The organism is Pantoea sp. NGS-ED-1003 (assembly GCF_000738765.1).
Lineage (GTDB): Bacteria > Pseudomonadota > Gammaproteobacteria > Enterobacterales > Enterobacteriaceae > Pantoea > Pantoea septica.
In genome coordinates this window covers 42,439-68,797 of record NZ_JPQA01000011.1, presented here as the reverse complement: position 1 = coordinate 68,797, position 26,359 = coordinate 42,439, and the positions used below count along the sequence as shown (strand labels likewise).

Here is a 26,359-nt window from a genome sequence, read left to right as displayed (position 1 = left end):
CACATTTCATTAAATCGTCATTAAAGAGGCTTTCCGTGCTAAGGCAGGCGATTCAGCGGGTTGCGCGGCCTTTATCAATTTTCCTGATGAAGGTGTTCAACGGCGCGGTCTGGCATTGGCGACGGCGCGCGCTAAAATTAACCAATGACGGCGCTTTTTTAATCAGCAGCGTCGCAGAGTGTGTTCCCATCAGTGAGGAGTCGGGCATGAAAACGTTCGTCATCGCCACTTTACTGGGTCTCTTCCTGTCTCCACCCGCCCTTGCCAGCCAGACTGACTGTGCGCAGCAGATGAGAAGTAACAGCAGCAAAGCGGCCTCAGGCTATGTCTATGTCAATCGACTGGACGCGCCGGGCAATACGCACGCCAGCGCAACCACCAGCGCGGCGCAGCGATTATCGAATCAGTTGTGATCTCTGCAGGGCAACGGGCTGACGGCGCGCCGCCAGCCCGGCTGCGTCATAAATTCCGCTTAAAGAAATCCACCAGCGCGCGCAGCGCGAAAGGGGTGATTTTGTGGCTGATGCCTTTTTCCGCGAAGAAGGTCATCTTGTCCGCCTGGCCGCTCTTCTGTAGCGCCTCCACCAGCCGCGCGGTTTCCGCGAAAGGCACCACATCATCCGCTTCGCCGTGCCACAGCAGCAGCGGCCGGTTCGCCAGCGCGTCCAGCTTTTCGCTGGGATCGTAAGCCGCCAGCGGCGCCATCAGCCGATCGAACTGCGCCCGATCCTCAGGGGAGCTGACGCTTACCGGCGGAAAAAGCGAGTGGCTGAGCCGCATAAAGTAAGCCGATCCCATCAGGCAGGCGACGCTGCGGATCTGCGGATAGCGCGCCATCGCCCCCAGCGCGGTCATGCCGCCCAGCGACGCGCCCGCCACGGCGAAGCGATCGCCATCGATCAGACCCTCAGCGCGCAGCGCGTTCTCCAGCTGCGGCATCTCGTCGATATTGCGCTGCAGAATCTGCCAGAAGCGGGAAAGCCGCACCGCGTCGTTGCCGTTGTCGCGCGCCCCGTGCAGATCGGCGTCGGGCATCACGGCGCGAAATCCCGCCTGCGCCAGCGCCACGGCCAGATAGGCGTACACCTCTTTAGAGGAGGTAAAGCCATGGTAAAGCAGCACCGTCGGCAGCGCCGCGTCGCGCTGGCCCGCAGGCGCGGCGTGCAGCACCTGAATGCCCGCCAGCCGTTCCGTATTCAGTTCAATCATGCTCGCTCCGCTGTGGATGTCGCCTCCGCTGAGTTTACGTGCCCCGCGCCTAATCTGCGAACCACTTCACACATCTGCTGTTTTATTTAAGGCGTAAACCTTTTGCCGCCGATGCCGTTAATCGAATCTCCATTAAACCGATCTAAAGGTAATTTATGAAGCGTCTCTCTCTCAGCCGCATGAGTCTTGGAGTCAAGCTGTCTGTACTGACGTCTCTCAGCGTCGCGCTGCTGCTGCTCGTCCTGACACTGACTCAAAGCCACACCGCCGCCCGTCAGCTGGAAAGCCTGGCCACGGATGATATGCACAATCAGGTGCAGGGCATCAGCGAAATGGCGTCGATGTTCAACGCCACCCTCACCGAAGAGGTCAACAACTACACCCAGCTGTTCGCCAGCTTTTTGCCGCAGCGCTTTAGCCGCGACGAGAGTTCGCGTATTCAGGTCGGGGAGTTTTCGACTCCGACCCTGCGCGCCGGTCTGAAAACCCTGAACCTCGATCAGGTCGCGGTCGACGACTTTTTACAACGCACCACCGCCGTCTCCACCATCTTCGTGCGCGACGGCGACGATTACTACCGTATCTCTACCTCCCTGAAGAAAGAGGACGGCAGCCGCGCCATCGGCACTCGCCTCGATCGCGCCAGCGCGGCGTGGAAAAGCGTCAGCCACGGCGAGATCTATCGCGGGCTGGCGACGCTGTTCGGCCACCGCTATATCACCCAGTATCAGCCGGTTAAAGATGAAAGCGGCGCGGTAGTCGGCATTCTGTTCGTCGGCGTGCAGATCGATAAGCAGTACGCACTGATGCGCGACAAGGTACTGGCGCGCAAGCTAGGCGACAGTGGCCATTTCTACGTGCTGAACGGCGCGCCGGGCGCAGCGCAGGGACAATATCTTTTTGCCGCGCAGAATGAAGGCAAACTGCCAGGCTGGGACGCCAGCGTGCAGCAGGCGCTGCTGAGCCAGCCGCAGGGCGTGCAGGAAGCGGAGCTGGACGGCGAAAGCAAGATGCTGGCCTGGCAGCAGCTGCCAGGCTGGAACTGGATAGTCGTGGGCGAGGTGAGCCGCGACGCGCTGCTGGCGCCGATTACCCATAGCCGCAACCTGTTTATGCTGACCGGCCTGGCGCTGGTGCTGTTTTTTGCGCTGGGCTTTGTGTTTTACAGCCGCCGCGCCATTACGCGTCCGCTGCAGCAGGTCATTCACCTGGCCGAGGAGTATGCCGCGGGCAACCTACGCGTCCATCTGGATACGCGCCGTCATGACGAAGTCGGCCAGCTGATTACCGCTATCAACGGCATCGGCGACGGGCTGGAGAAGATCGTGGGTCAGGTGCGCGTCGCCGCGCAGGAGATCAGCGACGGCACCGACACCATCGCCGCCAGCAGCCTCAATATCAGCGAGCAGATTGGCCGCCAGGCGAGCAGCGTCGAAGAGACCTCGGCGAGCATGGAGCAGTTCGGCGCTACGGTCGAGCATACCGCCGACAACCTGCGCCAGGCGATGACGCTGGTGGCGGAAGCGAGCGGCCTGGTCACGCACGGCAGCCAGACGGTGAGCCGTTCGGTAAACACTATGTCAGCGATTCAGATCTCTTCCCAGAGCATTGCCGATATCACCCACGTTATTGAGTCGATCGCGTTTCAGACCAATATTCTGGCGCTTAACGCGGCGGTAGAAGCGGCGCGCGCCGGCGAACACGGTCGCGGCTTCGCGGTGGTCGCGGCGGAAGTGCGCGCGCTGGCGCAGCGCAGCGCCCAGGCGGCCAAAGAGATCGACGGCCTGATCGCCACCTCGATCAGCAACGTTTCGGAAGGGCATCAGCTGTCGCAGCAGACGCATGACGCCATGACCCATATCGTGTCGCATATCGAGCAGGTGCAGGCGCTGATGAGCGAAATCAACGTCGCGGCGCAGCAGCAGGCGGCCGGGATCGGCCAGGTGAATCAGGCGATGAACCAGATCAGCCAGGCGACCCATGAGAACAGCGAGCTGATGGCGCAGGCAGACGCGTCGGCGCAGAACCTGAGTCACAAAGGTCATCATCTGACGCAGCTGGTCAGCGTATTTCACCTGAAATCCTGACCCGCTTTGGGACGGTGGCTTACACTTACTTCACCGTCCCTCTGGAGTAAACCTTATGCGTTACGCTTACTTACTGACCATGGCGCTGCTGTTAAGCGGCTGTTCCGCGCTGAAAACCACGCCGCAGCCGCCGCCTGCGCCCACCCATCAGGCGCAGGAGATCACGCGCGCGCAGAGCAGCGGGCTGCCGAGGCTCGGCAGCGTTAGCACGCAGGTTCGCGGCTCGCCGGATGACGCGCAGCGCGCGCTGGCGGCGGAAGCCAATCAGCGCGGCGCGGTCTACTATCAGGTCATCATGGTGGACGAAACCGTGACGCCGGGATACTGGTACGCCACGGCGATCCTTTACGGCGCGTCACCCGCCGCTGGCGCGCAGCAGTAAGCGCTCCGCTATCTGACTTTCCAGCGGTCGGACGCCGCGCGCATCGAGCCACTGCCGGCACCAGGCGTCCGCCAGCGGCGGCTCACCATATTTCAGCAGCTGCGCGCCGGTCGCCAGCAGAAACAGGCGCTGGGCGATCTCACGCCCCTGACTCTCCTGCAGTCGGTTCAGGCGTAGCTTTAGCTGTCGCCAGGCGGCGTCAAACAGGCGATTCACGCCTCTGACCGCCTCGAACTCCTGATGCAGCATCTCTGCCGCGCCGGGCTGTTTCCGCAGCACGCGCAGCACGTCGAGACACATCACGTTGCCCGATCCTTCCCAGATGCTGTTGACCGGCATGTCGCGATAGAGGCGCGGCAGTTCGCTCTCTTCGCAGTAGCCTACGCCGCCCAGTACTTCCATCGCTTCGGCGACAAAGGGCATGCCCGCCTTGCAGACGGCGTATTTCGCCGCCGGTGTGAACAGTCGGGCGAACGCGCCTTCCAGCGGCTGCGCCGGCTGCGACCAGGCGCGCGCCAGCCGCATCAGCAGCGCCGTCTGGCCCTCAAGCTGCAGCGCCTGCGCCGCTAAAACCTGACGCATCAGCGGCTGATCCACCAGATTTTTGCCCATCACCTGGCGCTGGTGCGCATGGTACAGCGCGACAGAGAAAGCGCGACGCATCTGGCCGTGGCTGCCGAGCGCGCAGTCGAATCGGGTCATGCCGCCCATTTTGAGGATCAGCCGTACGCCGTCGCCCTCTTCCCCCACCAGCCAGCCGGTGGCCTTCTGAAACTCCGCTTCGCTGCTGGCGTTGGCGCGGTTGCCCAGCTTATCTTTGAGCCGCTCAAGGCGAATGGCGTTGCGCGTGCCGTCCGGCAGCAGACGCGGCAGGAAGAAGCAGCTTAAGCCGCTGCCGCTTTGCGCGAGGATCAGATGCGCGTCGCTCTGCGGCACGGAGAAGAACCACTTATGGCCGGTGATGCGCCAGATCGAACCGGGGGCGCGATCCGCCAGCGGCTCCGCGCGCGTGGTGTTGGTCGTAACGTCGCTGCCGCCCTGCTTTTCCGTCATGCCCATGCCGATCAGCAGGCCGCGCTTCTGATCGCCAGGCAGCGCGTGGGTGTCGTAGCGATCGCTGAGCAGCGGATCGCGCCAGCCGCTGAAAGCGTCGGGCAGCCAGCGCTGCAGCAGCGGGACGGCGGCGTGCGTCATGGTCGCCGGACAGAGCGTGCCGGCTTCGACCTGAGCGTGGAGGATAAAGCGCGCGGCGCGCGCCACCATGGCGCGATCGAGCACATCGGGCTGCCAGCTGAGATTATGCAGTCGGCTGGCGCAGACGCCCTGCATCAACAGGTGCCACGCGGGATGAAAACGGACCTCGTCGATGCGTACGCCGCGCGCGTCGTAGCGCAGCAGCTCCGGCGGCGCGGCGTTGGCCAGCCTGCCTAACTCCAGCGACTCGGCCCCGCCAAGCTGGGCGCCTACCGAGGCCAGCCATTCGCGATCCCACTCGGCGCCTTCGCGCGCGAGCGCTTCGCGCAGCGGTGTGTCGGAAAGAAAGAGATTGCTGTTGCTGAGGGGCTGCGGCTGATTAAAAACGGTATGGGTTGTCCAGGTCATAACCACTCCTCGCGATGCGTATCCCGCTAAGTATGGGAGAGCGACGCGCAGTTATGCCTGGCACTGAGGGGGTTTTGCGGCGGCGATCACGCCCCGCGCTGGCGTACCGCTTCGAACAGGCAGACGCCGGTGGCCACAGAGACGTTAAGCGATGAGACGCTACCCGCCATCGGAATGCTGATCAGCTCGTCGCAGTGTTCGCGGGTCAGGCGGCGCATGCCTTCGCCTTCCGCGCCCATCACCAGCGCCATCGGCCCGGTCATTTTGCTCTGATAGAGCGTATGATCCGCTTCGCCAGCCGTGCCGACTACCCAGATGTTGTACTCCTGCAGCAGACGCAGCGTGCGCGCCAGATTGGTGACGCGGATCAGCGGCACGTTCTCCGCCGCGCCGCTGGCGACTTTTTTCGCCGTGGCGTTCAGCGAGGCGGAGCGGTCTTTCGGCACGATCACCGCATGTACGCCTGCGGCGTCGGCGCTGCGCAGGCAGGCGCCGAGGTTGTGCGGGTCGGTCACGCCGTCCAGCACCAGCAGCAGCGGTTTTTCCAGACTTTGCAGCAGATCCGGCAAGTCGCCCTCTTGGTACTGACGGCCAGGTCGGATGCGCGCCACGATACCCTGATGCACGCCGCCTTCAACCTGACCGTCCAGCCACTGGCGGTTCGCCAGCTGGATAACGATGCCCTGAGCTTCCAGCGCCGCCACCAACGGCTGCAGGCGACGATCGTCGCGGCCCTTGAGGATAAAGACTTCCTGGAAGCGCTGGGGATCGCGCTCCAGCAGCGCCTGCACGGCATGGATACCAAAAATAATTTCGCTCATCGATCTGCTCAGTTAGGAATTGAATGGACTTCAGCGGACGCTCTCTGCGCGGCAGAAAGCGTCCGTTAACGCATCAGGCGGAATCAGGCCTGCTTTTTCGCGGCGCGCTTCGCCTTAGTGGCGGCGGCGATTTTACGGGTTTTTTCCGACGGGGTTTTGCTTTTTTTCTCTTTCTTCGGCTTATCAGACGTCGGCTTCGCGTCGCGGAACGCTTCGTTCGGCTCGAAGTTGCCTTTTTTGCCCATCTGACGGCGGCGCTTCGGCGGCGCTTTGCCTTCGCGCTTCGCTTTGTCGCGTGCGGTTTTGCCTTCGCCGCGCGGCTGACGCTGGCTGGAGATCAGCGCGAAGTCGATCTTGCGCTCGTCCAGATGTACCGCCTCTACCCGCACTTCAACCGCATCGCCCAGACGATAGGTGCGTCCGCCCGACTCGCCGATCAGACGCTGTCCCACCGCATCGAAACGGTAGTAGTCGTTGTCCAGCGTGGAAACGTGCACCAGACCGTCGATAAAGAGATCGTTCAGGCGCACGAAGAAGCCGAAGCCGGTGACGCTAGAGATGACGCCGTTAAAGGTATTGCCAACCTGATCCTGCATAAAGTCGCATTTCAGCCAGTCTGCGACGTCGCGCGTGGCCTCGTCGGCGCGGCGCTCGGTCATCGAACAGTGCTGGCCGAGCTGCAGCATCTGCGCCATCTCGTAGTGGTAGCCGCCGGTCGCCGTGGTGTTGCCTTTTACCTCGCCTTCCGCCTGCGCCAGCAGATATTTAATGGCGCGGTGCAGCAGCAGGTCGGGATAGCGACGGATCGGCGAGGTAAAGTGCGCGTAAGACTGCAGCGCCAGGCCGAAGTGTCCACGGTTTTCCGGATCGTAGACCGCCTGTTTCATCGAGCGCAGCAGCATGGTTTGCAGCATTTCCGCATCCGGGCGATCGGCAATCTGCGTCAGCAGCTCGGCATAGTCGACGGGCTCGGGTTTGGCACCGCCCGGCAGCGAAAGGCCCAGTTCGTTGAGCACTGTGCGGAAGCTGGTGATGCTGTCGTCGCTGGGGCGATCGTGATCGCGGAACAGCGCCGGCTCCTGATGCTTCTCGACAAAGCGCGCCGACGCGATGTTGGCGAGGATCATGCACTCTTCGATCAGCTTGTGCGCGTCATTGCGCACGGTGCGCTCTACGCGCTCGATACGGCGTTCGGCATTGAAGATAAACTTCGCTTCTTCGGTCTCGAATGAGATGCCGCCGCGCGCTTCGCGCGCCTGTTCCAGCACCTTATACATGTTGTGCAGCTCTTCCAGCGGCTTCACCAGCGGTGCGTACTGTTCGCGCAGCTCCGGGTTGCCCTGCAGGATATTCCACACTTTGTTGTAGGTCAGACGCGCATGCGAGTTCATTACCGCTTCATAGTGTTTGAAGCCGGTCAGCTTGCCTGCGGAAGAGATGGTCATCTCGCACACCATGCAGAGACGATCGACCTGCGGGTTCAGCGAGCAGAGTCCGTTGGAGAGCACTTCCGGCAGCATCGGCACTACCTGCGACGGGAAGTAGACCGAGGTGCCGCGCTGCAGCGCTTCGTCGTCCAGCGGCGTGCCGGGACGCACGTAGTAGCTGACGTCGGCAATGGCTACCCACAGGCGCCAGCCGCCGCCGCGTTTTTTCTCGCAGTAGACCGCATCGTCGAAGTCGCGCGCGTCTTCGCCGTCGATGGTGACCAGCGGCAGCTGGCGCAAATCGACGCGCCCTTTTTTCGCCGCCTCAGGGACTTCTTCGCTGAGCTTGCTCACCTGTTTTTCAACTTCCGGCGGCCAGCTATGCGGGATTTCATGAGTGCGCAGGGCCATATCGACCGCAAGGCTGGTACCCATATCGTCGCCGAGGATCTCTGCGACTTTACCGATGGCTTTGGTGCGGCGCGTCGGGCGCTGCACCAGCTCGACCACCACCACCGATCCCATACGCGCCTGCAGGGTCTCTTCCGGCGGGATCAGGATGTCGAAGCTCAGACGGCTGTCGTCCGGCACCACGAAACCGGCGCCCGCATCGGTGAAGTAGCGGCCGACGATCTGGTTGTTGCGCGGCTCCAGCACGCGCACCACGCGCGCTTCGCGGCGGCCTTTGCGATCGGCGCCCAGTGGCTGCGCCAGGATAACGTCGCCGTGCATGCACATTTTCATCTGCTCGGCGGAGAGATAGAGGTCATCTTTCTGCCCCTCCACGCGCAGGAAGCCGTAGCCGTCGCGGTGGCCGATGACCTTGCCGCGCAGCAGATCGAGACGTTCCGGCAGCGCATAGCACTGGCGGCGGGTGAAGACTAACTGTCCGTCGCGCTCCATGGCGCGCAAACGACGACGCAGCGCTTCAAGGTGCTCTTCGTCGGTAAGGTTCAGCTCTTGCGCCAGCTCATCGCGGCTGGCCGGCTTTTCGCGTTTTTCCAGGTGAGCCAGAATAAATTCACGGCTCGGAATAGGGTTTTCATATTTTTCAGCTTCTCGTTGCTGAAAAGGATCGTTTGACATAGCGGTTCCTCCGATGTCATTTCAGATTCATTGCCACCGGCGGTTCGGACAATAAAATTTGGTATAAGGGTTCATTCCCCTCGACTAAGTCTGCCAGCGTATAGCTGTCCAGCTCCCGCAGGAACAGCTGTACCGCATCGTTTAGCGCCTTTTTTAAGCGGCAGGCTGGCGTGATGGCGCAAGTCGCGCAGTCTACTAACTGTAGCGGCTCCATTTTGCGCACCACATCGCCGATGACGATATTATGCGGATCCATCCCAAGACGGATGCCGCCGTTTTTGCCGCGCGTCGCGGCGATAAAGCCCGCCCGGCTGAGTTGATTGATGATTTTCACCATATGGTTGCGCGACACGCCGTAGGTCTCGGTGACTTCAGTAATATTCGTCATTCTGCCTTGCGGCAAACTAGCCATATAAATCAAGGCCCGCAGACCATAATCGGTAAAACTTGTCAGCTGCACAATTACCTCGGTAGATCACCCATAACGTGTTTATTCATTTCGTCCGCGTTGCGGTTGATTTTAATAGTAAACCGGCTTGCGGCTACTGTAGATGATAAACCAGAGTCGAATCCAGAGTGTGTTTTTTTCAGCCGAAGGGCGATGAGGCAAAGCGAAGGGAGAGAAAGCGGCTTGCTAAGCGGGAAACAGAGGCCGGCGCAGCGCCGGCCTCTGCAGGATTATGCGTCGAACGGATCGCGCAGAATCATGGTTTCGCTACGGTCCGGGCCGGTAGAGATGATATCAACCGGTACGCCCGTTACTTCTTCCACGCGCTTGATATAGTCGCGCGCGGCCTGCGGCAGCCCTTCCAGCGTTTTCACGCCGAAGGTGGTTTCGCTCCAGCCTGGCAGGGTTTCATAGATCGGCTCAATGCCTTCCCAGTTCTCTGCCGCCAGCGGCGTGGTGGTCACTTCGCGACCGTCCGGCAGGCGATAGCCTACGCAGATTTTCACCTCTTTCAGACCGTCCAGCACGTCCAGCTTGGTCATGCAGAAACCTGACAGGGAGTTGATCTGCACCGCGCGGCGCACGGCGACCGCATCCAGCCAGCCGGTGCGACGACGACGGCCGGTGGTTGCGCCGAACTCATTACCTTTAGCGCACAGGAACTCGCCGATGTCGTCGAACAGTTCGGTCGGGAACGGGCCCGCGCCGACGCGCGTTGAGTAAGCCTTCACGATGCCCAACACGTAGTCGACGCAGCGCGGACCGATGCCTGAACCGGTCGCCACGCCGCCAGCGGTGGTGTTAGAGGAGGTCACATAGGGATAGGTGCCGTGGTCGATATCCAGCAGCGTGCCCTGCGCGCCTTCGAACATGATCAGGTCGCCGCGCTTCTGCGCCGTATCCAGCAGATCGGAGACGTCAACCACCATGCTGGTCAGCACGTCGGCTACCGCCAGCACGTCGCTTAGCACTTTGTCGTAGTCGACCGCGTCTTCTTTGTAGTAGTTCACCAGCTGGAAGTTGTAGTAATCGACAATCTCTTTCAGCTTAACGGCGAAGGTCTCTTTGTTGAAGAGATCGCCGACGCGCAGACCGCGGCGCGCCACTTTATCTTCATAGGCCGGGCCGATGCCGCGACCGGTGGTGCCGATGGCTTTGGCGCCGCGCGCTTTTTCGCGTGCCAGATCCATTGCGACATGGTATTGCAGGATCAGCGGGCAGGCTTCAGAAATCAGCAGACGTTCGCGTACCGGTACGCCACGCTCTTCCAGGCCTTTCATCTCTTTCATCAGAGCTTCAGGCGACAGCACCACGCCGTTACCAATAATGCTGGTAACGTTTTCGCGCAGAATGCCGGATGGAATTAAATGGAGGACGGTTTTTTCACCGTTGATGACAAGCGTATGGCCTGCATTGTGGCCACCCTGGTAACGCACCACGTAATTAGCGCGTTCAGTCAGCAGATCTACAATTTTACCTTTGCCTTCGTCACCCCATTGGGTGCCCAGTACGACGACGTTCTTACCCATTTTCAAAATCACCGATTGCTTAAAAATGGATTCTACCATCTGATCTTGCGGCTTTCAGCACTTTTAGCATACGTTTGCGCGCATTTTTCGCCTGAGTTTTTCGCACTACAACATCCTGGGGAAGCGGCGCGCGGCAGGCACAATTTAGCCCTGCTGGCAGAGCAATCAGCTGCCGCCGTGCGCGCCGATCATGTAGTAAATGACTACGCCTGCCACCACCAGTCCGCCGCCGAAACGGTGCAGCAGACGATCCGGCAGCTGCGCCATACTCAGGATCATACGACGCCAGATACGCGGCAGAAACATCGGCCCCAGGCCCTCCAGCACCAGTACCAGCGCCAGCGCCATCCATATGGTTTGATTCATTTACCATTCCCAAAAAAAAGGCCGACATCATTGTCGGCCCGTAGGTTATAGCAGTTCTTATCGCGTCGCGTTAGAGGGCGCTTTCATATAGCGGAAGAAATCGCTGTCCGGGCTAAGCACCATCACGTCCTGATTGTCGTTGAAGCTATTTTCATAGGCGCGCAGGCTGCGGATAAAGGCGTAGAAGTCCGGATCCTGACTGAACGCGTCGGCAAAGAGCTTCGCTGCTTCGGCATCGCCGTCGCCTCGGGTGATCAGCGCGGTACGCTGCGCTTCCGCCAGCGTGCGGGTGACCTGATAGTCCGCCTGCGCACGCAGTTTTTCCGCCTCTTCCTGACCCTGAGAACGCTGGCTGCGCGCCACCGCTTCACGCTCGGCGCGCATACGATTGTAAATCGCGTCCGAGACCTCGGTCGGCAGATTGATCTGCTTGATGCGCACGTCGACGACCTGAATGCCCAGCGCTGCCATGCTGTTCGGGTTAATCGCCGGCTCTTTGCTGTTGGTTTCGCGCTCAACGCGCGCCGCCGCGCTGGCGATGGCGTCATCCGCCGCCGGCGTCTGCACGTCGTCGTCGCTGCCGGCGCTGCCGGTATTCAGCGCGTCGCGCACGTCGGTGGTCAGACGGCCGCGAGAATCCGTCACGATATCTTTCACATCAAGACGGCCCATCTCAGAACGCAAACGGTCGCTGAATTTACGCTTCAGCAGCACTTCCGCCTGCGAAACGTCGCCGCCGCCCGTCGCCAGGTAGTAGCGGCTGAAGTCGCTGATGCGCCACTTGATGTAAGAGTCGACGATCAGGTCTTTCTTCTCTTTGGTGACGAAGCGATCCGCCTGGTTGTCCATGGTCTGAATACGCGCGTCCAGCGTTTTTACCGTCTCGATAAACGGCACTTTCATATGCAGACCCGGCGCGAACACCTGCGGTTTGTTTTCATCGTCGCGCAGCACTTTACCGAAGCGCAGCACGATGCCGCGTTCGCCTTCCTGCACCACGAACAGTGAAGCGTAGAGCGCCACCAGTACAACAATAATGACTACAATTATGGGCTTACGCATCGATTACTCTCTCCCTTCGCGCTGGGTATCGTTGCGCAGAGCATTGGCCCGACGCTGATCCATGATGCTGTCTGGATTGTAGGCTGACGTGTCGCTGCGGCTGGCAGTGCTGCCAGGCGAAGCGGGCAGCGTGTTCAGACTCGCGCCTTTGTGGCCGCTCTGCGCCGCGCCGGTTGCGCCGCGCATCAGCTGGTCGAGCGGCAGCACCATCAGATTATTGCCGCGATCGTTAACCAGCACTTTGCGGGTATGGCTCAGCACGCGTTCCATGGTTTCGATGTAGAGACGCTCTTTAGTGATGTCCGGCGCCGCCTTGTATTCAGGCAGCAGCTTGGCGAAACGCGCCACTTCACCCTGCGCTTCCAGCACGGTACGTTCTTTATAAGCGCGCGCCTCTTCGAGGATACGCTGCGCCTGACCATTCGCGCGCGGCTGCACTTCGTTCGCATAGGCTTCCGCCTCGCGCACGTACTGCTCGCGGTTTTCACGCGCGGCGATGGCGTCGTCGAACGCGGCTTTCACCTCTTCCGGCGGACGCGCCGCCTGGAAGTTGACGTCAAGCAGCGTGATGCCCATGTTGTAAGGGCGAATGGTTTCGTCGATTTCGCGCTGCGTATCGCTACGCACCACGGTACGGCCTTCGGTCAGAATGCGGTCCATCGTAGAGCGGCCGATGACGCCGCGCAGCGCGCTGTCGGTCGCCTGGCGCAGGCTGTCGTCTGCGCTGGTGACGGCAAACAGGTAGCGTTCAGGATCGGTTACGCGGTACTGCACGTTCATCTCGACGCGCACCACGTTCTCATCCGAGGTCAGCATCACGCCGGAGGCAGCAAGCTCGCGCACCGCTTCGACGTTTACCGCACGCACCTGATCGATAAAGGTCGGTTTCCAGTTCAGGCCTGGCTCTACCAGATGACTGAACTTGCCGAAGCGCGTGACAACGCCGCGCTCCGCTTCTTTAATGGTGTAGAATCCACTGGCGGCCCAGATTACAACCGCCGCGACAGCAACGATGCCGACCAGTTTGCCACCGCTGCCGCCGCTGCGCTGGCCATTGTCACTCTGTTTGCCACCGCCCAGTCCGCCGAGCTTTTTGCTCAACTTACGGAAGATATCATCCAGATCCGGCGGTCCCTGTTCACGACCGCCTTTGTTTCCCCCAGAGTTGCCGCCTTTATTATTGCTGCTTCCCCACGGGTCGCGGTCCTGTCCGTTATTACCGGGCTGATTCCACGCCATGTTCTACTCCATTTATTGTAAGTGCGCTGTTTACCCTGCAGCTTTCAGGCTGTAGCTGTGTTGGCTGCCTTTGTTCGCCCTAAAGAGCTAAAGAAAAAGATCCCAGAAAAGCGGCAGCCGCCTGCTACACCATACCAGCTATTGCGTAAGGACGTTTGGGCAACGTGTCAAACTATGTAATCAAGCAGCGCCGGTTCCTGCTTGCACAGGCGTCGCCAGTCAACCATCGGCAGACGCACGCGTAGGCCGATGCCGCCTTCTTCTTCATTCCATTCATCTTCAATGGCCTGCAGCTGGTAGAAGCGGCTGCGCAGGCGCCCCGCTTCCGGCGGCAGGCGCAGTTCGAACTGCGCGATTTCGCCTGCCAGACGCTCGGAGAGCGCCTGCCATAGCAGCGGCAAACCTTCGCCGCTCTGTGCGGAAAGCCAGACGCGGATCGGCTGATTTTCTTCATTGCGATCGATGCGCGGAACGAAGCCGTCCAGCATATCGATTTTATTCATCACCAGCAGCGTGGGAATTTCATGCGCCTCGATCTCTTCCAGCACCGCATCGACCGCTTCGATGTTCTCACTGACGCGCACGTCGGCGGCGTCGATCACATGCAGCAGCAGCGTCGCCTGTCGCGTTTCCTGCAGCGTCGCTTTAAACGCGGCCACCAGATCGTGAGGCAGATGACGAATAAAGCCGACGGTATCCGCCAGCACCACGTCGCCGACGTCCGCCACGTTCAGACGGCGCAGCGTCGGATCGAGCGTCGCAAACAGCTGATCCGCCGCATAGACGTTAGCGGAGGTGACGGCGTTAAACAGGGTGGATTTACCGGCGTTGGTGTAGCCGACCAGCGACACGGTTGGCACGTCCGCTTTGGCGCGCGCCTGACGTCCCTGATCGCGCTGTTTTTCTACGCGTTCTAGGCGGGACAAAATCTGACTGATTCGATTGCGCAGCAAACGACGGTCGGTTTCCAGCTGGGTTTCACCCGGGCCGCGTAAGCCGATGCCGCCTTTCTGACGCTCAAGGTGCGTCCAGCCGCGTACCAGTCGCGTAGCAAGATGGCGCAGCTGGGCCAGTTCGACCTGCAGCTTACCTTCATGCGTTCGGGCGCGTTGGGCGAAGATATCCAGGATCAGACCGGTACGATCAATGACGCGACATTCGCACAGGCGCTCCAGGTTGCGTTCCTGCGCAGGGGTTAAGGCATGATCGAATAATACGACCGATGCTCCACTTGATTTTACCGCATCGGCAATTTCAGCTGCCTTTCCTTCACCGACAAAATATTTGGGATGTGGCGCTTTACGACTGCCGGTAATGACCTGCAGCGCTTCTACGCCCGCAGAAGAGACCAGGGTTTCGAATTCCTGGAGATCTTCCATCTCTTTGTCTTGGGAGAACCAGATGTGTACCAGTACGGCCTGCTCACCGGCTTCATAACGGTCAAACAAGCTATAACCTCGCTTAGAAAATAGAAGACCAGGACGGAAAACGGTCTGCGTTCTCCCGCCCTGGCTTGTACGGGTAGCGCGTTATTCCGCGTTATCGCCGTCTTGTTGTGGCTGCGACGGCGCAGAAGCGTTGCTACCGCCGTGGTGGTAGTTGTTGCTGCCGCCACCGGTGTTGTTGCTGTGATGAGAAACCGGGCGCGATGGAACCACGGTAGAAATGGCGTGCTTGTAAACCATCTGGCTTACCGTGTTCTTCAACAAAATCACGAATTGATCGAAAGACTCAATTTGTCCCTGCAGCTTGATACCGTTGACCAAATAAATCGAAACCGGAACACGTTCACGACGCAGTGCGTTCAAAAACGGGTCTTGTAATGATTGCCCCTTAGCCATTCTATCTTTTCCTTATATGCTTGTTGTTTATTACTTGTAGAACCGAAGTTCTGAAAAAACTGCGTAAAAATTTGCGCACGATAACCAGCCAATTGTACACAATCACCCATGCTTCGCACTAAGAACCTGAAGCACCTCATCACGCGCGGATTCTGGGCTGTCGCTGTCAAGCCAGCGTACATTTTCCCAGCCGCGTAACCAGGTCATCTGGCGTTTAGCGAGCTGCCGGGTTGCGCAAATTCCCCGATAAACCATCTCGTCGTAATCGATCTCGCCAGCCAGGTACGACCACATCTGACGATAACCGACACAGCGAATGGAAGGCATATCCGTATGCAAATCACCTCGTGCAAACAGGGCCCGAGCCTCCGCTTCAAATCCTGACGCCAGCATCTGCTGAAAGCGTAGTTCGATGCGCTGATGCAGCAGTTCACGGCTCGCGGGGGCGATGGCGAACTGATACACATCGTAGGGTAACGCTTCGCCGGATGTTTTAGTCAGTTCCGTTAAAGTTTTACCCGAAATAAAAAAAACTTCCAGTGCTCGCGAAAGTCTCTGCGGATCATTCGGATGAATACGACTCCCGGCCACCGGGTCAATGTCGCACAGCTGACGATGCAGCGCCTCCCACCCCTTTTCGCGCGCCATTTGCTCAATGCGCTGACGTATCTCAGGATCGGCCGAGGGGAGCGGCGACAATCCTTCCAGTAACGCCTTGAAATAGAGCATGGTTCCACCGACCAGCAGCGGAATGCGGCCGCTCTGAACGATCTCCGCCATCGCCGCCAGCGCATCGCGGCGGAAGTCGGCGGCGGAATAGGCTTCCGAGGGATCGCGGATGTCCAGCAGGCGATGCGGCGCCTGCGCCAGCTCTTCTGCCGAAGGTTTGGCCGTGCCAATATCCATCCCGCGATAGATTAAGGCAGAGTCGACGCTGATAAGTTCCACCGGCAGCTGCTTTCTTAGTGCTATCGCCAGCGCGGTTTTGCCCGAAGCGGTGGGCCCCATCAAAAAAATAGCCTTTGGTCGGCCAGCCGGGTTGTGTTCACTCATGGGTTAATGCAGCAAGCGCGCTCTCAATATCCAGGGCCTGAATCAGGCCAGAAGGCGGCGATTTCAACAGTTGCGGACAGAGCCGTTCCAGCTCCGCCAGCAGCGTGATCGCCTGCGAGTGATTCCAGTGAGGCGCGTCGGTATCGCAACGTCGCGCCAGCCATTGAGCCAGCTGAGGGGCGCCGCTCTCCGGCTGCCGGGCGAGATAGCCTAGCAGCTCTGGAATCAAGATTTGTAAATTTTGCGTGCGCAAGGGTAAAGGCACCGCGCGCAGGGTTACGTGGTCGCCTTCCGGCTGCAGATCGACGCCCATCTCGTTCAGCAGGCTCTGCCTCTCTGCGGCGATCTGACGCTCCGGCCGCGCGACCTTCATGCGCACCGGGATGAGCAGCGGCTGTGACTTCAACCCCGTCTCGCCCGGCTGTAGCTGCGCATGCCGCACCCAGCGCGCCGCCACCGGCAGCGACAGCAGCAGCAGCGCCTGCTCCTGCTCCAGTAGCGCATAACGCTCCCGCACCACCGTTAACACGCGGCCGAAGCTTTGCGCATGCGAGGAAAGCGGCGCCTCGGCTGGCTGCGCGCGCGGTACAACCGGCGGCGCGGCCGGTTCAGCCGGCGCGCGCTGACCTGCGGCCGGCGTTTTCAGCAGCTGCTGATAGACCGCGCCTTCGCGCTTGCTGTAGCCATTCTCTTTATTCTGCCAGCCCGGCTGCGCGGCTGGCGGTGATGCTGGCGCCGCCGCGCCGCCTTCGCTGCGGCGCGGCGCAGCGGGCTGGGAAAAGTGGTTGCCGCCCGCCGCCTGGCGATTTTCCGGCTGCCAGCGCGGCGCTGGCTCTTCTGCCTGAATCGACGGCAGGGTCGGCGCGCTGCTCTCCTGCAGCACGCTCATCACGCCCTGAAAGATAAAATCGTGCACCAGCCGCGACTGATGGAAGCGCACCTCATGCTTGGCGGGATGCACGTTGACATCCACCTGATGCGGATCGATTTCCAGGTAGAGCACATAGGCTGGCTGCTGGTCCGCCTGCAGCTGCGTCTGAAACGCCTGCCGTATCGCATGATTGATCAGTTTGTCGCGCATCATGCGGCCGTTGACGTAGCAATACTGAATATCGGTCAGCTGGCGCGATCCGGCCGGATCGGCGACCCAGCCGCGCAGCAGCAGATCGTCATGTCGCCAGTCGATGCGTAGCGCATGCTGCATAAAGGTCGTGCCGCAAATCGCTCCCAGCCGCCGTTCGCGCTGCGCCTCGTCATTGACCGCGCGATACTGGCGCATCAGCTTGCCGTTATGGCTGAGCGAGATGGAGACGTCAAAACGCGCCAGCGCGATGCGACGAATCACCTCGTCGATATGGCCAAACTCGGTTTTCTCGGTGCGCATAAATTTGCGACGCGCGGGCGTGTTGTAGAAGAGATCGAGCACCTCCAGCGTAGTGCCGCACGGATGCGCCGCTGGCTTAACCGTGACCGCCATATCGCGGCCTTCGGCATACGCCTGCCAGGCCTCGCTCTGCGCTTCGGTGCGCGAAGTCAGGGTCAGGCGCGAAACTGAACTGATGCTGGCCAGCGCTTCGCCGCGAAAGCCCAGGCTCATAATCGCTTCCAGATCGTCAAGCGAGGCGATTTTGCTGGTAGCGTGGCGTGCCAGCGCCATCGCCAGCTCTTCTTTGCTGATGCCGCAGCCGTTATCGCGAATACGGATCAGTTTCGCGCCGCCTTTTTCAATGTCGATGTCGATGCGCGTCGCGCCGGCGTCGAGACTGTTTTCCACCAGCTCTTTTACCACCGATGCTGGACGCTCGACGACTTCGCCCGCCGCAATCTGGTTAGCCAGCTGCGGCGGTAAAATTTGAATGGGCATGGTGATTATCCTTGTAGAGCCTGGCCCGGCGCCTGGCCGGGCTGACCGTCAGGAGGCGGGTATTTTCAGGGTTTGCCCCAACATCACGTTTGAGGACTTCATATTGTTCGCCTGGATGATCGCCTGCGGGCTGACGCCATAATGCGCGGCGATAGCCGTCAGCGAGTCGCCCCGCACCACTTTATGACGCGCCGGGCCGCGCGCGGCCACCGTATTGTTGGCCGGCACCTTCAGGCGCTGTCCGACCCAGACCACATCGCGCTTCAGCCGGTTCATCTCGCGCAGCGTCCCCATGCTAACGCCATATTTCGCGGCGATGCCGGAGAGCGTTTCGCCGCGGGTGACGGTATGACGCTGCACCGTGCCGGTATACTGCGTGGTGCCGGTCGCCGGATTACTGGCGACGCTCACCGTCGGCGATGAGCCGATCGGACGGTTTTCCTCCTTTGGGAGCGATTGTAGCGGGTGCGCCAGGAAATAATTGCGCAGGCCTTTGTAGATAGCCATCGCAATTTTATCCTGGTAAGCGCTACTGCCGAGCAGTCGCTCCTCCGAGGCATTACTGATGAAGCCGGTTTCCACTAACAGTGAGGGAATATCCGGCGAACGCAGCACGCCGAGGCTGGCGTGCTCCGGCAAACGCTTATGCAGCGGCGAAACGCCGCGCAGCTGCTGCAAAACTTTCATCGCCACGTCATAACCGACGCGCTGCGAATGACCGAACTGCAGATCCAGCACCGCCTGGCTCAGGTAGGGATCGGCCTGGCTGTTCGCCAGCAGATCGCCTGCCCCGCCCAGCAGTTCCGACTGTTTCTCGCGCTGCTCCAGCCAGTTTGCCATTTCGCTGTTGGCGCGTCGGTTCGACAGCACCCATACCGACGCGCCGGTGGCGCTGTGGCTCGGCGCCGAGTCGGCGTGAATGGAAACCAACAGGTTGGCGTTCTCTTTACGCGCCACTTCGGAACGGCCCATCACCGAAATAAAGTAGTCGCCGTCGCGCGTTAGCACGCCTTTAAACATCGGATCGTTGTTCAGCAGCACCTTCAGCTTGCGCGCGATGGCGATGGTGACGTTCTTTTCATGCAGTCCGCGCTGGCCGGTAGCGCCGGGATCCTGGCCGCCGTGGCCGGCGTCGATCGCTACAATCACCGTGTCGTTGCTGGTGGGCAGCGCATTGCCTGGACGCGTGGTGGTGTTGGTATTGCTGACCGCCGTCACCTGGTTGGCGTTGAACGGGTTGGCGGCGGGTCGGCTCGGTGCCGCCCGGCCCGGCGTCGTGGTCGCGGTAGAAACCGGCGCGGCGCGGCTGACGGGCTGCTTGCCCTGAATAGTGAACACCACGTTATAGCTGCTGCCGTTGCGCTGGGTCACCGCGCGGGTTTTACCCGCCTGCGTCAGCTCGAACACCAGCCGAATGCTCTGCTTATCCTTTGGCGTGCTGGTGCGAATACGCCTGACAATATTTTCGCCGCTGAAGTTAAGCGGCAGCCCCTGAATCACGCCGCTCTGACGAATATCCAGCACCACGCGATCGGGGTTGCGCAGCGGAAAGAAGCCGTACACCGGCTGTCCGGCGAAGCTCAGGGTTACCGTCGCCTTGCTGTCACCGTTTTCGACTTTGATATCAGAGAGGCTAGCCGCCAGCGCGGGCGCTGTCGCCAGACAGAGTATCAGCAGCAGCGCGCTTTTCATCCGTGCGATCATGCCTGCGCCACCTGCTCTGTCAGGAGTTCGCCCAGCGCGGAGTGCGCCTCAAGGCGCGCCTCGCGCGCGGCGCCGACGTAGCTTAGCGTTAGCGCCAGATCGGGCGGCGGCAAGACGCCCGCGCCCTGCTGCGGCCACTCCACCAGACAGATAGCCTCGCCGGTGAAATAGTCGCGGATCCCCATGAACTCCAGCTCTTCCGGATCGGCCAGGCGATAGAGATCGAAGTGATAGAGCGCGCGCGCGTCGAGCTGGTATGGCTCTACCAGCGTATAGGTCGGGCTTTTGACGTTGCCCTGGTGGCCAAGCGCCTGCAAAAATCCACGGCTGAAGGTCGTTTTACCCGCGCCCAGATCGCCATAGAGATAGATTACCGCCGCACCGGTACAGGCGCGGGCCAGCTTAGCGCCCAGTTCGAGGGTCGCCGCCTCATCGGGCAAGGAAATAACACAGGTCTTCATGCTTTATTATTGGGTCATCTCTGGATTAACAAACTGCCAAAGCAGCTCGAATAAATCTGTTGCCAACATGCCGCGCGTTCCGCGCCGCGCCGCCACTGCGTCCGCCGCCGCGCCGTGCGCCACGCAGCCTGCGCAGGCCGCGTCGAACAGCGCCAGTTGCTGCCCCATCATCGAGGCGATAATACCACTTAATACGTCGCCCATGCCGCCGGAAGCCATACCGGCGTTGCCAACGTCGGCGAAGGCCATGTCGCCCTGCTCGCTGGCGATAAGGGTGCCGGCGCCTTTCAACACCGCGACTCCGCCGTAGCGCGCCGCGAGTTTCTGCGCGGCGAGTAGGCGATCGCTCTCGACTTCGCTGGTCTTAATGCCTAACAGTCGCGCCGCTTCGCCTGGGTGCGGCGTAATGATGCGATTCTGACGTTTCTCCGCATTGATTGCCAGCAGGTTAAGCGCATCAGCGTCCCAAAGCATTGGCTTTTCACTGGCGGCAACCGCTTTCAGCGCATTCTGTCCCCATTCCCGCTGTCCCAGGCCCGGACCGATAGCGATGACGTCCGCCCACTTCAGCCCGCTTTGCAGGCTGGCGTCGGTCAGCTCGTCCACCATGATCTCCGGACGTGCCGTCAGTACCGGCGCAATATTATCGCGATGCGTCAGGACGCGCACCAGACCCGATCCGGCGCGCAGCGCCGCTTCGGCGGTCATGCGAATCGCGCCGGCGGTGCCGGTGTCGCCGCCCACCACCAGCAGGCGGCCGTGGTTGCCTTTGTGCGAGGTAGGCTTGCGCGGCTTCAGCCAGCGCGAAAGCGAGGTGGCGTCGTAGCGCGCCATCGGCGCGTTTTCACCGGCGAGAAAGGCGCTCAGGCCGAGATCGGCGTAGCGCAGCTCGCCGATAAGGTCGCGCGCTTTGCCGGTGATCTGACCGGGCTTCAGCGCGATAACGCTCAGCGTCTGCGTCGCAGCGATCGCCTCGCCCGGCGCGCAGCCGGTCGCCGCCGACAGCCCTGACGGCATATCGATTGCCAGCACCGGCGCGGCATGGGCGTTCGCCTGTTTAATCAGGCTAAGGTAAGGTTCGGCAGGCGCGCGGTTGATGCCGGTCCCCAGCAGCGCGTCGACGATAAGATCGACCTGCTCCGGCCAGGGGGCGTCAGCGGCATGGATCTCGCCGCCCGCTTCCAGCCAGGCCTCGCGCGCGCGCTGCGCCTCGTCGGGCAGCGGTTTATCGCTGTCGCACGCCAGCAGCGTGACCGCATAACCCGCCGCCTGCGCCAGGCGTGCCGTGACATAGCCGTCGCCGCCGTTATTGCCATGCCCGCAGAGAATCAGCCAGCTGCGCGCCTGCGGCCACTGCGCGCGCGCCAGCTCGAACGCCGCCTGCCCGGCGCGCTGCATTAGCTCGTAAAGCGTAATGCCCAGCGCGTCGGCGCCGTCACGCTCGAGCTGGCGCAGAGCCTGCGCAGGCCAGACGGAATATGGTAAACTGCGGCCGTTCGCTTTCGATTCCTGGTTACTCATGTCATACCCTCTCGATCTTCATCAGCTTGCTCAACAGATTAAACAGTGGGGCAAGGATCTCGGCTTTCAGCAGGTCGGCATCACCGACACCGATCTCAGCGCGGAAGAGCCGCGTCTGCAGGCGTGGCTGGACAAACAGTATCACGGCGAAATGGAGTGGATGGCGCGCCACGGCATGATGCGCGCGCGTCCGCATGAACTGCTGCCCGGCACGCTGCGCGTTATCAGCGTACGCATGAACTACCTTCCGGCCAAAGCCGCCTTTGCCAGTACGCTGAAAAACCCGCAGCTCGGCTATGTCAGCCGCTACGCTCTGGGACGCGATTACCACAAAGTATTGCGCAATCGTCTGAAAAAGCTCGGAGAAATGATTCAGGAAAAGTGCGGCGAGCTCAATTTCCGCCCCTTTGTCGACTCTGCGCCGCTGCTGGAACGTCCGCTGGCGGCTAAAGCGGGCCTCGGCTGGACCGGTAAACACTCACTGATCCTGAACCGCGAGGCGGGCTCATGGTTTTTCCTCGGCGAACTGCTGATCGATCTGCCGCTGCCGATCGACGCGCCGCAGGAAGAGCAGTGCGGCCGCTGCGTCGCCTGTATGACCATATGTCCGACCAACGCCATCGTCGAACCCTATGTGGTAGATGCGCGCCGCTGCATCTCCTATCTCACCATCGAGCTTGAGGGCGCTATTCCGGAAGCGCTACGCCCGCTGATGGGCAACCGCATTTACGGCTGCGACGACTGTCAACTGATCTGTCCCTGGAATCGCTATGGGCAACTCAGCGATGAAACGGACTTCTCGCCGCGCGCCGCGCTGCATGCGCCGGAGCTCATAACGCTGTTCCAGTGGGATGAGAAAACCTTTTTACGCGTGACGGAAGGCTCAGCGATACGCCGTATCGGCCATCTGCGCTGGCTGCGCAATATCGCCGTGGCGCTGGGCAACGCGCCCTGGCGCGCTGAAATCGCAGGCGTGCTGGAGAAGCGGCTGGGCGAAAACCCGCTGCTTGACGAACATATCGAATGGGCGCTGCTTCAGCAGCAGGAAAAACGACAGGCTCTGGCGATTGACGTGCAGCCCGCGCAGCAAAAACGGCTGGTACGCGCTATTGAGAAGGGTTTGCCGCGTGACGCATGATTAACCAGCGGCGAACGCCAGCTACTTTTCCACAAGCTGTGCATAAAAATAAAAAGCTGTTGTCATTCAACTGACACAGGGCGCGTCAAAGAAGATTTTAACAAAATGAAATATCTTCACTACCTGTCAATTCAAGCAGTTAAACAGATAATGTGTACAAATAAGAATGTGGATAGCGTTCGAAGACAGCGAGAAAGTTGTGGATAACTCTGTTTAAAATAGTTTTACAGATCGCCCTGAGCAGCGGTAAAACACGGCTGGCGCGCTGTGGATAACCTGATAAGCGCAGCGTTACACGGCGATCGTCAACGGCTCAACTAAGCGTATGATTATTAGTGATGTAAAATTTGGAGCGGGAAACGAGACTCGAACTCGCGACCCCGACCTTGGCAAGGTCGTGCTCTACCAACTGAGCTATTCCCGCACTGGAAAGGTACTGCTAAACAAATTTTGGAGCGGGAAACGAGACTCGAACTCGCGACCCCGACCTTGGCAAGGTCGTGCTCTACCAACTGAGCTATTCCCGCTTAGGAAAGGTACTGCTAATCAAATTTTGGAGCGGGAAACGAGACTCGAACTCGCGACCCCGACCTTGGCAAGGTCGTGCTCTACCAACTGAGCTATTCCCGCGCCTTGTACCGTTGTATAAATTCTTCATCGGTACGGGGTGCGCATTATACGAGAAATTATTGCTGCTGCAAGAGTCTAAAAGCAAAATTTTGCGCTTTCGATTCGTTTGCCGATTAAAGCAGCAACCTGCTGTTTTCCTGCGCACCTTTAAGAGTTAAAGCTGCAAAAAGTGCTCGCGGTAGTATGCCAGCTCGGCGACCGATTCGCGAATATCATCCAGCGCCTGATGCGTGCCCGCCTTTTTGAAGCCTGGCAGAATTTCCGGCTTCCAGCGACGCGCCAGCTCTTTTAAGGTGCTGACGTCGAGATAGCGATAGTGGAAGTAGGCTTCCAGCTCCGGCATGTATTTGAAAAGAAAGCGGCGATCCTGACCAATGCTGTTGCCGCAAATCGGCGAGCTGTTAGCAGGCACCCACTGTTTAAGGAATTCAATCGTCGCCAGTTCGGCGCGGCGATCGTCGAACTCGCTGGCTTTGACGCGCTCCACCAGCCCGCTCGCGGTATGGGTGCGCACGTTCCACTCGTCCATCAGCGCCAGCTGCGCATCGGACTGATGCACCGCCATGACTGGCCCTTCCGCCAGAATATTGAGATTCGCGTCGGTTACCAGCGTGGCAATCTCGATAATGCGGTCGCGCTCCGGATCCAGTCCGGTCATCTCCAGATCGATCCAAATCAGATTATTTTCATTTCCTGTCGCCATGCTTTTTCCCGCCGTAGCCGTAGTCGTCATCAAGAGTGAATAAGGTGTATCATAGACGTTTTGCCCAACCGGGCGAAGTCTGACGAAAGCCTGAGAGGATGCGTGAGCAAAAATAAACTGTCGAAAGGTCAACAACGTCGCGTCAGCGCTAACCATCAGCGTCGTCTTAACCAGCGCGATGCGCCGGAAGCTGACGACAATCTGTTCGGTGAAGCGGCGGAAGGCGTCGTGATCAGCCGTTTCGGCATGCACGCAGACGTCGAAGACCGCGCGGGCGAGGTGCATCGCTGCAACCTGCGCCGCACTATCCGTTCGCTGGTGACCGGCGATCGCGTCGTCTGGCGCCCGGCGCTCGGCGGCGGCAAAGGCATTGTCGAAGCGGTGCACGAGCGCAGCAGCGTGCTGACGCGCCCCGACTACTACGACGGGCTGAAGCCGATCGCCGCCAATATCGACCAGATCATTATCGTTTCGGCGATTTTGCCTGAGCTGTCGCTTAATATTATCGACCGCTATCTGGTGGCGAGCGAAACCCTGGGCATCGAACCGCTGCTGGTGCTGAACAAGACCGATCTGCTGGATGACGAGGCGCGCGCCTTCGTCGACCAGCAGATGGATATCTATCGCCGTATCGGCTATCGCGTGCTGATGGTCTCCAGCCATGCCAAAGCGGGCCTGGCGGATCTCGAAGCGGCCCTCACCGATCGCATCAGCATCTTCGCCGGACAGTCCGGCGTCGGCAAATCGAGCCTGCTGAACGCCCTGCTCGGCCTGGACGCGGCGGTGGAAACCGCCATCGTGACCAACGACGTCTCTGACGTTTCCGGGCTGGGCCAGCACACCACCACCGCGTCGCGCCTGTACCACTTTCCTCACGGCGGCGACGTGATCGATTCGCCGGGGGTGCGCGAGTTCGGCTTATGGCATCTTGAGCCGGAACAAATTACCCGCGGATTTGTCGAATTTCGTGAATTTCTCGGCAGTTGTAAGTTCCGCGACTGTAAGCACGGCAGCGATCCTGGCTGCGCTATCCGCGCCGCCGTCGAGGCGGGCCAGATAGACGTTTCACGCTTCGACAACTATCACCGTATTCTGGAGAGCATGGCGCAGGTGAAAACGCGCAAAAATTTCTCCTCCAGCGAGTGATGCTCGCTGCTTACCGCGGCATTGACCCTGCATCGCCTCTGTAACGGACGCGATCACGGGGAAATTCGCCATCTGACCGGGGCGCTGATATGATTCGCCCCCTTTTTGATTGACGCGAAACAAAGCCAGGAGGCTAAGGTGTTTGATCGTGTAAAACTCGGCCTGAATCATGTACTGCCGAAAAAATGGTTAACGGAACTTGCCGGTTGGGGTGCCAGCCGTCGTGGCGGCTGGTTGACCAAACTGGTGATTGATATCTTCGTCTGGTTCTACAAAGTGGATATGTCGGAAGCGCGGAAGTCCGATACCGCCAGCTATCGCACCTTTAACGACTTCTTTGTGCGCCCGTTGAAAGATGACGCGCGTCCGGTCGATCCCGACGCGAACCTGATCGTGCTGCCTGCCGACGGCGCCATTAGCCAGCTGGGCCGCATCGAAGGCGACCAGATTTTCCAGGCGAAAGGCCATCACTATACGCTCGACGCGCTACTGGCGGGTCAGGAAGCGATGGCGGCGCAGTTCCGCGACGGCCATTTCGTCACTACTTACCTTGCGCCGCGCGACTACCACCGCGTGCATATGCCGTGCAACGGCATCCTGCGCGAGATGATCTATGTGCCGGGCGATCTCTACTCGGTGAACCCGCTGACGGCGCGCAATATCCCCAATTTGTTCGCGCGCAACGAACGCGTTATCTGCTATTTCGATACCGATATCGGTCCGATGGTGCAGATCCTCGTGGGCGCCACTATCGTCGGCAGCATCGAAACCAGCTGGGCCGGCACCATTACGCCGCCGCGCGAAGGGGTGATCAAACGCTGGCACTATCCGGCTGCGGATAGCGAAGGCGCCGTTGTGCTGCTGAAAGGCCAGGAGATGGGCCGCTTTAAGCTCGGCTCCACCGTGATTAATCTGTTCGCGCCGGGACGCGTGAAGCTGGCGGAGAGCCTGGAAGCTGAAAGCAAGACCCGCCTCGGTCAGCCGCTGGCTATCGCGCTGCCGCAGACCGACCCCGTCGACGTTATCGCCGACTAACCGCT

At 60.4% G+C, this 26,359-nt stretch carries 23 protein-coding genes and 3 tRNA genes; 6 read left to right on the top strand and 20 right to left on the bottom strand.

All coding sequences use genetic code 11. From position 1 onward, the window contains the following. Window positions 1–206: 206 nt before the first annotated feature. On the top strand, window positions 207–413 hold the full coding sequence (locus JS46_RS19765) for a hypothetical protein (protein WP_033754868.1): 207 nt from the start codon (window positions 207–209) through the stop codon (window positions 411–413). 46 nt (window positions 414–459) lie between these two features. On the opposite strand, the gene yjfP is transcribed toward JS46_RS19765, so the two are convergent. Then, the gene (gene yjfP, locus JS46_RS19760) at window positions 460–1,209 is read right to left on the bottom strand and encodes an esterase (protein ID WP_033754866.1); all 750 of its coding nucleotides are present in this window, start codon (window positions 1,207–1,209) and stop codon (window positions 460–462) included. Window positions 1,210–1,364: 155 nt separating this feature from the next. Between yjfP and JS46_RS19755 the strand changes: the two genes are divergently transcribed. Next, window positions 1,365–3,296, top strand: a complete 1,932-nt coding sequence (locus JS46_RS19755) for a methyl-accepting chemotaxis protein (protein ID WP_033754863.1) — start codon at window positions 1,365–1,367, stop codon at window positions 3,294–3,296. 55 nt (window positions 3,297–3,351) lie between these two features. Beyond that, window positions 3,352–3,678: a biofilm peroxide resistance protein BsmA gene (gene bsmA, locus JS46_RS19750; RefSeq protein WP_033754861.1), complete on the top strand. Its 327-nt coding sequence runs from the start codon at window positions 3,352–3,354 to the stop codon at window positions 3,676–3,678. On the opposite strand, the gene JS46_RS19745 is transcribed toward bsmA, so the two are convergent. The 15 genes from JS46_RS19745 to nnr all read right to left on the bottom strand — a co-directional run bounded on the left by JS46_RS19745 (window position 3,652) and on the right by nnr (window position 21,702). Further along, entirely contained in the window at window positions 3,652–5,280 is a 1,629-nt protein-coding gene (locus tag JS46_RS19745; RefSeq protein ID WP_033754859.1) for an isovaleryl-CoA dehydrogenase, read from the bottom strand. The genes bsmA and JS46_RS19745 overlap by 27 nt on opposite strands. 86 nt (window positions 5,281–5,366) lie before the next feature. Continuing rightward, a complete protein-coding gene (rlmB, locus tag JS46_RS19740; protein ID WP_033754857.1) occupies window positions 5,367–6,101 on the bottom strand; it encodes a 23S rRNA (guanosine(2251)-2'-O)-methyltransferase RlmB in 735 nt (244 codons plus the stop codon). An 83-nt stretch (window positions 6,102–6,184) separates the two neighbouring features. Next, the gene (gene rnr / locus JS46_RS19735; RefSeq protein ID WP_033754855.1) at window positions 6,185–8,614 is read right to left on the bottom strand and encodes a ribonuclease R; all 2,430 of its coding nucleotides are present in this window, start codon (window positions 8,612–8,614) and stop codon (window positions 6,185–6,187) included. Window positions 8,615–8,630: 16 nt separating this feature from the next. After that, window positions 8,631–9,074: a nitric oxide-sensing transcriptional repressor NsrR gene (gene nsrR / locus JS46_RS19730; protein ID WP_033754853.1), complete on the bottom strand. Its 444-nt coding sequence runs from the start codon at window positions 9,072–9,074 to the stop codon at window positions 8,631–8,633. Window positions 9,075–9,292: 218 nt separating this feature from the next. Continuing rightward, window positions 9,293–10,591, bottom strand: coding sequence for an adenylosuccinate synthase (locus tag JS46_RS19725; protein WP_033755291.1), 1,299 nt, complete (start codon window positions 10,589–10,591; stop codon window positions 9,293–9,295). A 165-nt stretch (window positions 10,592–10,756) separates the two neighbouring features. Beyond that, window positions 10,757–10,957, bottom strand: coding sequence for a DUF2065 family protein (locus tag JS46_RS19720; RefSeq protein WP_033754850.1), 201 nt, complete (start codon window positions 10,955–10,957; stop codon window positions 10,757–10,759). 57 nt (window positions 10,958–11,014) lie between these two features. After that, window positions 11,015–12,019 carry a protease modulator HflC gene (gene hflC / locus JS46_RS19715; RefSeq protein ID WP_033754848.1) on the bottom strand — a complete coding sequence of 335 codons (1,005 nt, stop codon included), beginning with the start codon at window positions 12,017–12,019 and terminating at the stop codon, window positions 11,015–11,017. Between the two features lie 3 nt (window positions 12,020–12,022). Then, window positions 12,023–13,258 (bottom strand): FtsH protease activity modulator HflK, encoded by a 1,236-nt coding sequence (hflK, locus tag JS46_RS19710; protein ID WP_033754845.1) that lies wholly within the window; start codon window positions 13,256–13,258, stop codon window positions 12,023–12,025. A gap of 167 nt (window positions 13,259–13,425) precedes the next feature. Beyond that, on the bottom strand, window positions 13,426–14,706 hold the full coding sequence (gene hflX / locus JS46_RS19705) for a ribosome rescue GTPase HflX (RefSeq protein ID WP_033754842.1): 1,281 nt from the start codon (window positions 14,704–14,706) through the stop codon (window positions 13,426–13,428). Window positions 14,707–14,787: 81 nt separating this feature from the next. Continuing rightward, a complete protein-coding gene (gene hfq, locus JS46_RS19700; RefSeq protein WP_033754840.1) occupies window positions 14,788–15,099 on the bottom strand; it encodes an RNA chaperone Hfq in 312 nt (103 codons plus the stop codon). 102 nt (window positions 15,100–15,201) lie between these two features. Further along, window positions 15,202–16,152, bottom strand: a complete 951-nt coding sequence (miaA, locus tag JS46_RS19695) for a tRNA (adenosine(37)-N6)-dimethylallyltransferase MiaA (RefSeq protein WP_033754838.1) — start codon at window positions 16,150–16,152, stop codon at window positions 15,202–15,204. Next, entirely contained in the window at window positions 16,145–18,016 is a 1,872-nt protein-coding gene (gene mutL, locus JS46_RS19690) for a DNA mismatch repair endonuclease MutL (protein WP_033754836.1), read from the bottom strand. The genes miaA and mutL overlap by 8 nt, the downstream gene beginning before the upstream one ends. A 48-nt stretch (window positions 18,017–18,064) precedes the next feature. Continuing rightward, window positions 18,065–19,720 (bottom strand): N-acetylmuramoyl-L-alanine amidase AmiB, encoded by a 1,656-nt coding sequence (gene amiB / locus JS46_RS19685; RefSeq protein WP_033754834.1) that lies wholly within the window; start codon window positions 19,718–19,720, stop codon window positions 18,065–18,067. After that, the gene (tsaE, locus tag JS46_RS19680; RefSeq protein ID WP_033754831.1) at window positions 19,717–20,181 is read right to left on the bottom strand and encodes a tRNA (adenosine(37)-N6)-threonylcarbamoyltransferase complex ATPase subunit type 1 TsaE; all 465 of its coding nucleotides are present in this window, start codon (window positions 20,179–20,181) and stop codon (window positions 19,717–19,719) included. The genes amiB and tsaE overlap by 4 nt, the downstream gene beginning before the upstream one ends. Before the next feature lie 6 nt (window positions 20,182–20,187). Beyond that, window positions 20,188–21,702: a bifunctional ADP-dependent NAD(P)H-hydrate dehydratase/NAD(P)H-hydrate epimerase gene (gene nnr, locus JS46_RS19675; RefSeq protein WP_072010465.1), complete on the bottom strand. Its 1,515-nt coding sequence runs from the start codon at window positions 21,700–21,702 to the stop codon at window positions 20,188–20,190. Between nnr and queG the strand changes: the two genes are divergently transcribed. Further along, on the top strand, window positions 21,701–22,840 hold the full coding sequence (gene queG, locus JS46_RS19670) for a tRNA epoxyqueuosine(34) reductase QueG (RefSeq protein WP_033754829.1): 1,140 nt from the start codon (window positions 21,701–21,703) through the stop codon (window positions 22,838–22,840). The two genes, nnr and queG, sit on opposite strands and share 2 nt — an antisense overlap. Window positions 22,841–23,188: 348 nt before the next feature. Here the strand turns inward: queG and JS46_RS19665 are convergent. The 4 genes from JS46_RS19665 to orn form a co-directional block, all read right to left on the bottom strand. After that, window positions 23,189–23,264, bottom strand: a tRNA-Gly gene (locus tag JS46_RS19665). A 27-nt stretch (window positions 23,265–23,291) separates the two neighbouring features. Next, a tRNA-Gly gene (locus JS46_RS19660) sits at window positions 23,292–23,367 on the bottom strand. 27 nt (window positions 23,368–23,394) lie between these two features. After that, a tRNA-Gly gene (locus tag JS46_RS19655) sits at window positions 23,395–23,470 on the bottom strand. Between the two features lie 154 nt (window positions 23,471–23,624). Further along, window positions 23,625–24,173, bottom strand: coding sequence for an oligoribonuclease (orn, locus tag JS46_RS19650; protein ID WP_033754827.1), 549 nt, complete (start codon window positions 24,171–24,173; stop codon window positions 23,625–23,627). A gap of 102 nt (window positions 24,174–24,275) precedes the next feature. Between orn and rsgA the strand changes: the two genes are divergently transcribed. After that, entirely contained in the window at window positions 24,276–25,319 is a 1,044-nt protein-coding gene (rsgA, locus tag JS46_RS19645; RefSeq protein ID WP_033754826.1) for a small ribosomal subunit biogenesis GTPase RsgA, read from the top strand. 138 nt (window positions 25,320–25,457) lie between these two features. Next, complete coding sequence (asd, locus tag JS46_RS19640) at window positions 25,458–26,354, top strand: archaetidylserine decarboxylase (protein ID WP_033754823.1); 897 nt, start codon at window positions 25,458–25,460, stop codon at window positions 26,352–26,354. Window positions 26,355–26,359 lie beyond the last annotated feature (5 nt).

What these genes read in the sequence shown, in the direction of transcription:
- JS46_RS19765 (WP_033754868.1), top strand. Translation starts at nt 207, where the DNA reads ATGAAAACGTTCGTCATCGCCACTTTACTGGGTCTCTTCCTGTCTCCA.
- yjfP (WP_033754866.1), bottom strand. Translation starts at nt 1,209, where the DNA reads ATGATTGAACTGAATACGGAACGGCTGGCGGGCATTCAGGTGCTGCAC.
- JS46_RS19755 (WP_033754863.1), top strand. Translation starts at nt 1,365, where the DNA reads ATGAAGCGTCTCTCTCTCAGCCGCATGAGTCTTGGAGTCAAGCTGTCT.
- bsmA (WP_033754861.1), top strand. Translation starts at nt 3,352, where the DNA reads ATGCGTTACGCTTACTTACTGACCATGGCGCTGCTGTTAAGCGGCTGT.
- JS46_RS19745 (WP_033754859.1), bottom strand. Translation starts at nt 5,280, where the DNA reads ATGACCTGGACAACCCATACCGTTTTTAATCAGCCGCAGCCCCTCAGC.
- rlmB (WP_033754857.1), bottom strand. Translation starts at nt 6,101, where the DNA reads ATGAGCGAAATTATTTTTGGTATCCATGCCGTGCAGGCGCTGCTGGAG.
- rnr (WP_033754855.1), bottom strand. Translation starts at nt 8,614, where the DNA reads ATGTCAAACGATCCTTTTCAGCAACGAGAAGCTGAAAAATATGAAAAC.
- JS46_RS19725 (WP_033755291.1), bottom strand. Translation starts at nt 10,591, where the DNA reads ATGGGTAAGAACGTCGTCGTACTGGGCACCCAATGGGGTGACGAAGGC.
- JS46_RS19720 (WP_033754850.1), bottom strand. Translation starts at nt 10,957, where the DNA reads ATGAATCAAACCATATGGATGGCGCTGGCGCTGGTACTGGTGCTGGAG.
- hflC (WP_033754848.1), bottom strand. Translation starts at nt 12,019, where the DNA reads ATGCGTAAGCCCATAATTGTAGTCATTATTGTTGTACTGGTGGCGCTC.
- hflK (WP_033754845.1), bottom strand. Translation starts at nt 13,258, where the DNA reads ATGGCGTGGAATCAGCCCGGTAATAACGGACAGGACCGCGACCCGTGG.
- hfq (WP_033754840.1), bottom strand. Translation starts at nt 15,099, where the DNA reads ATGGCTAAGGGGCAATCATTACAAGACCCGTTTTTGAACGCACTGCGT.
- miaA (WP_033754838.1), bottom strand. Translation starts at nt 16,152, where the DNA reads ATGAGTGAACACAACCCGGCTGGCCGACCAAAGGCTATTTTTTTGATG.
- mutL (WP_033754836.1), bottom strand. Translation starts at nt 18,016, where the DNA reads ATGCCCATTCAAATTTTACCGCCGCAGCTGGCTAACCAGATTGCGGCG.
- amiB (WP_033754834.1), bottom strand. Translation starts at nt 19,720, where the DNA reads ATGATCGCACGGATGAAAAGCGCGCTGCTGCTGATACTCTGTCTGGCG.
- tsaE (WP_033754831.1), bottom strand. Translation starts at nt 20,181, where the DNA reads ATGAAGACCTGTGTTATTTCCTTGCCCGATGAGGCGGCGACCCTCGAA.
- queG (WP_033754829.1), top strand. Translation starts at nt 21,701, where the DNA reads ATGTCATACCCTCTCGATCTTCATCAGCTTGCTCAACAGATTAAACAG.
- nnr (WP_072010465.1), bottom strand. Translation starts at nt 21,702, where the DNA reads ATGAGTAACCAGGAATCGAAAGCGAACGGCCGCAGTTTACCATATTCC.
- orn (WP_033754827.1), bottom strand. Translation starts at nt 24,173, where the DNA reads ATGGCGACAGGAAATGAAAATAATCTGATTTGGATCGATCTGGAGATG.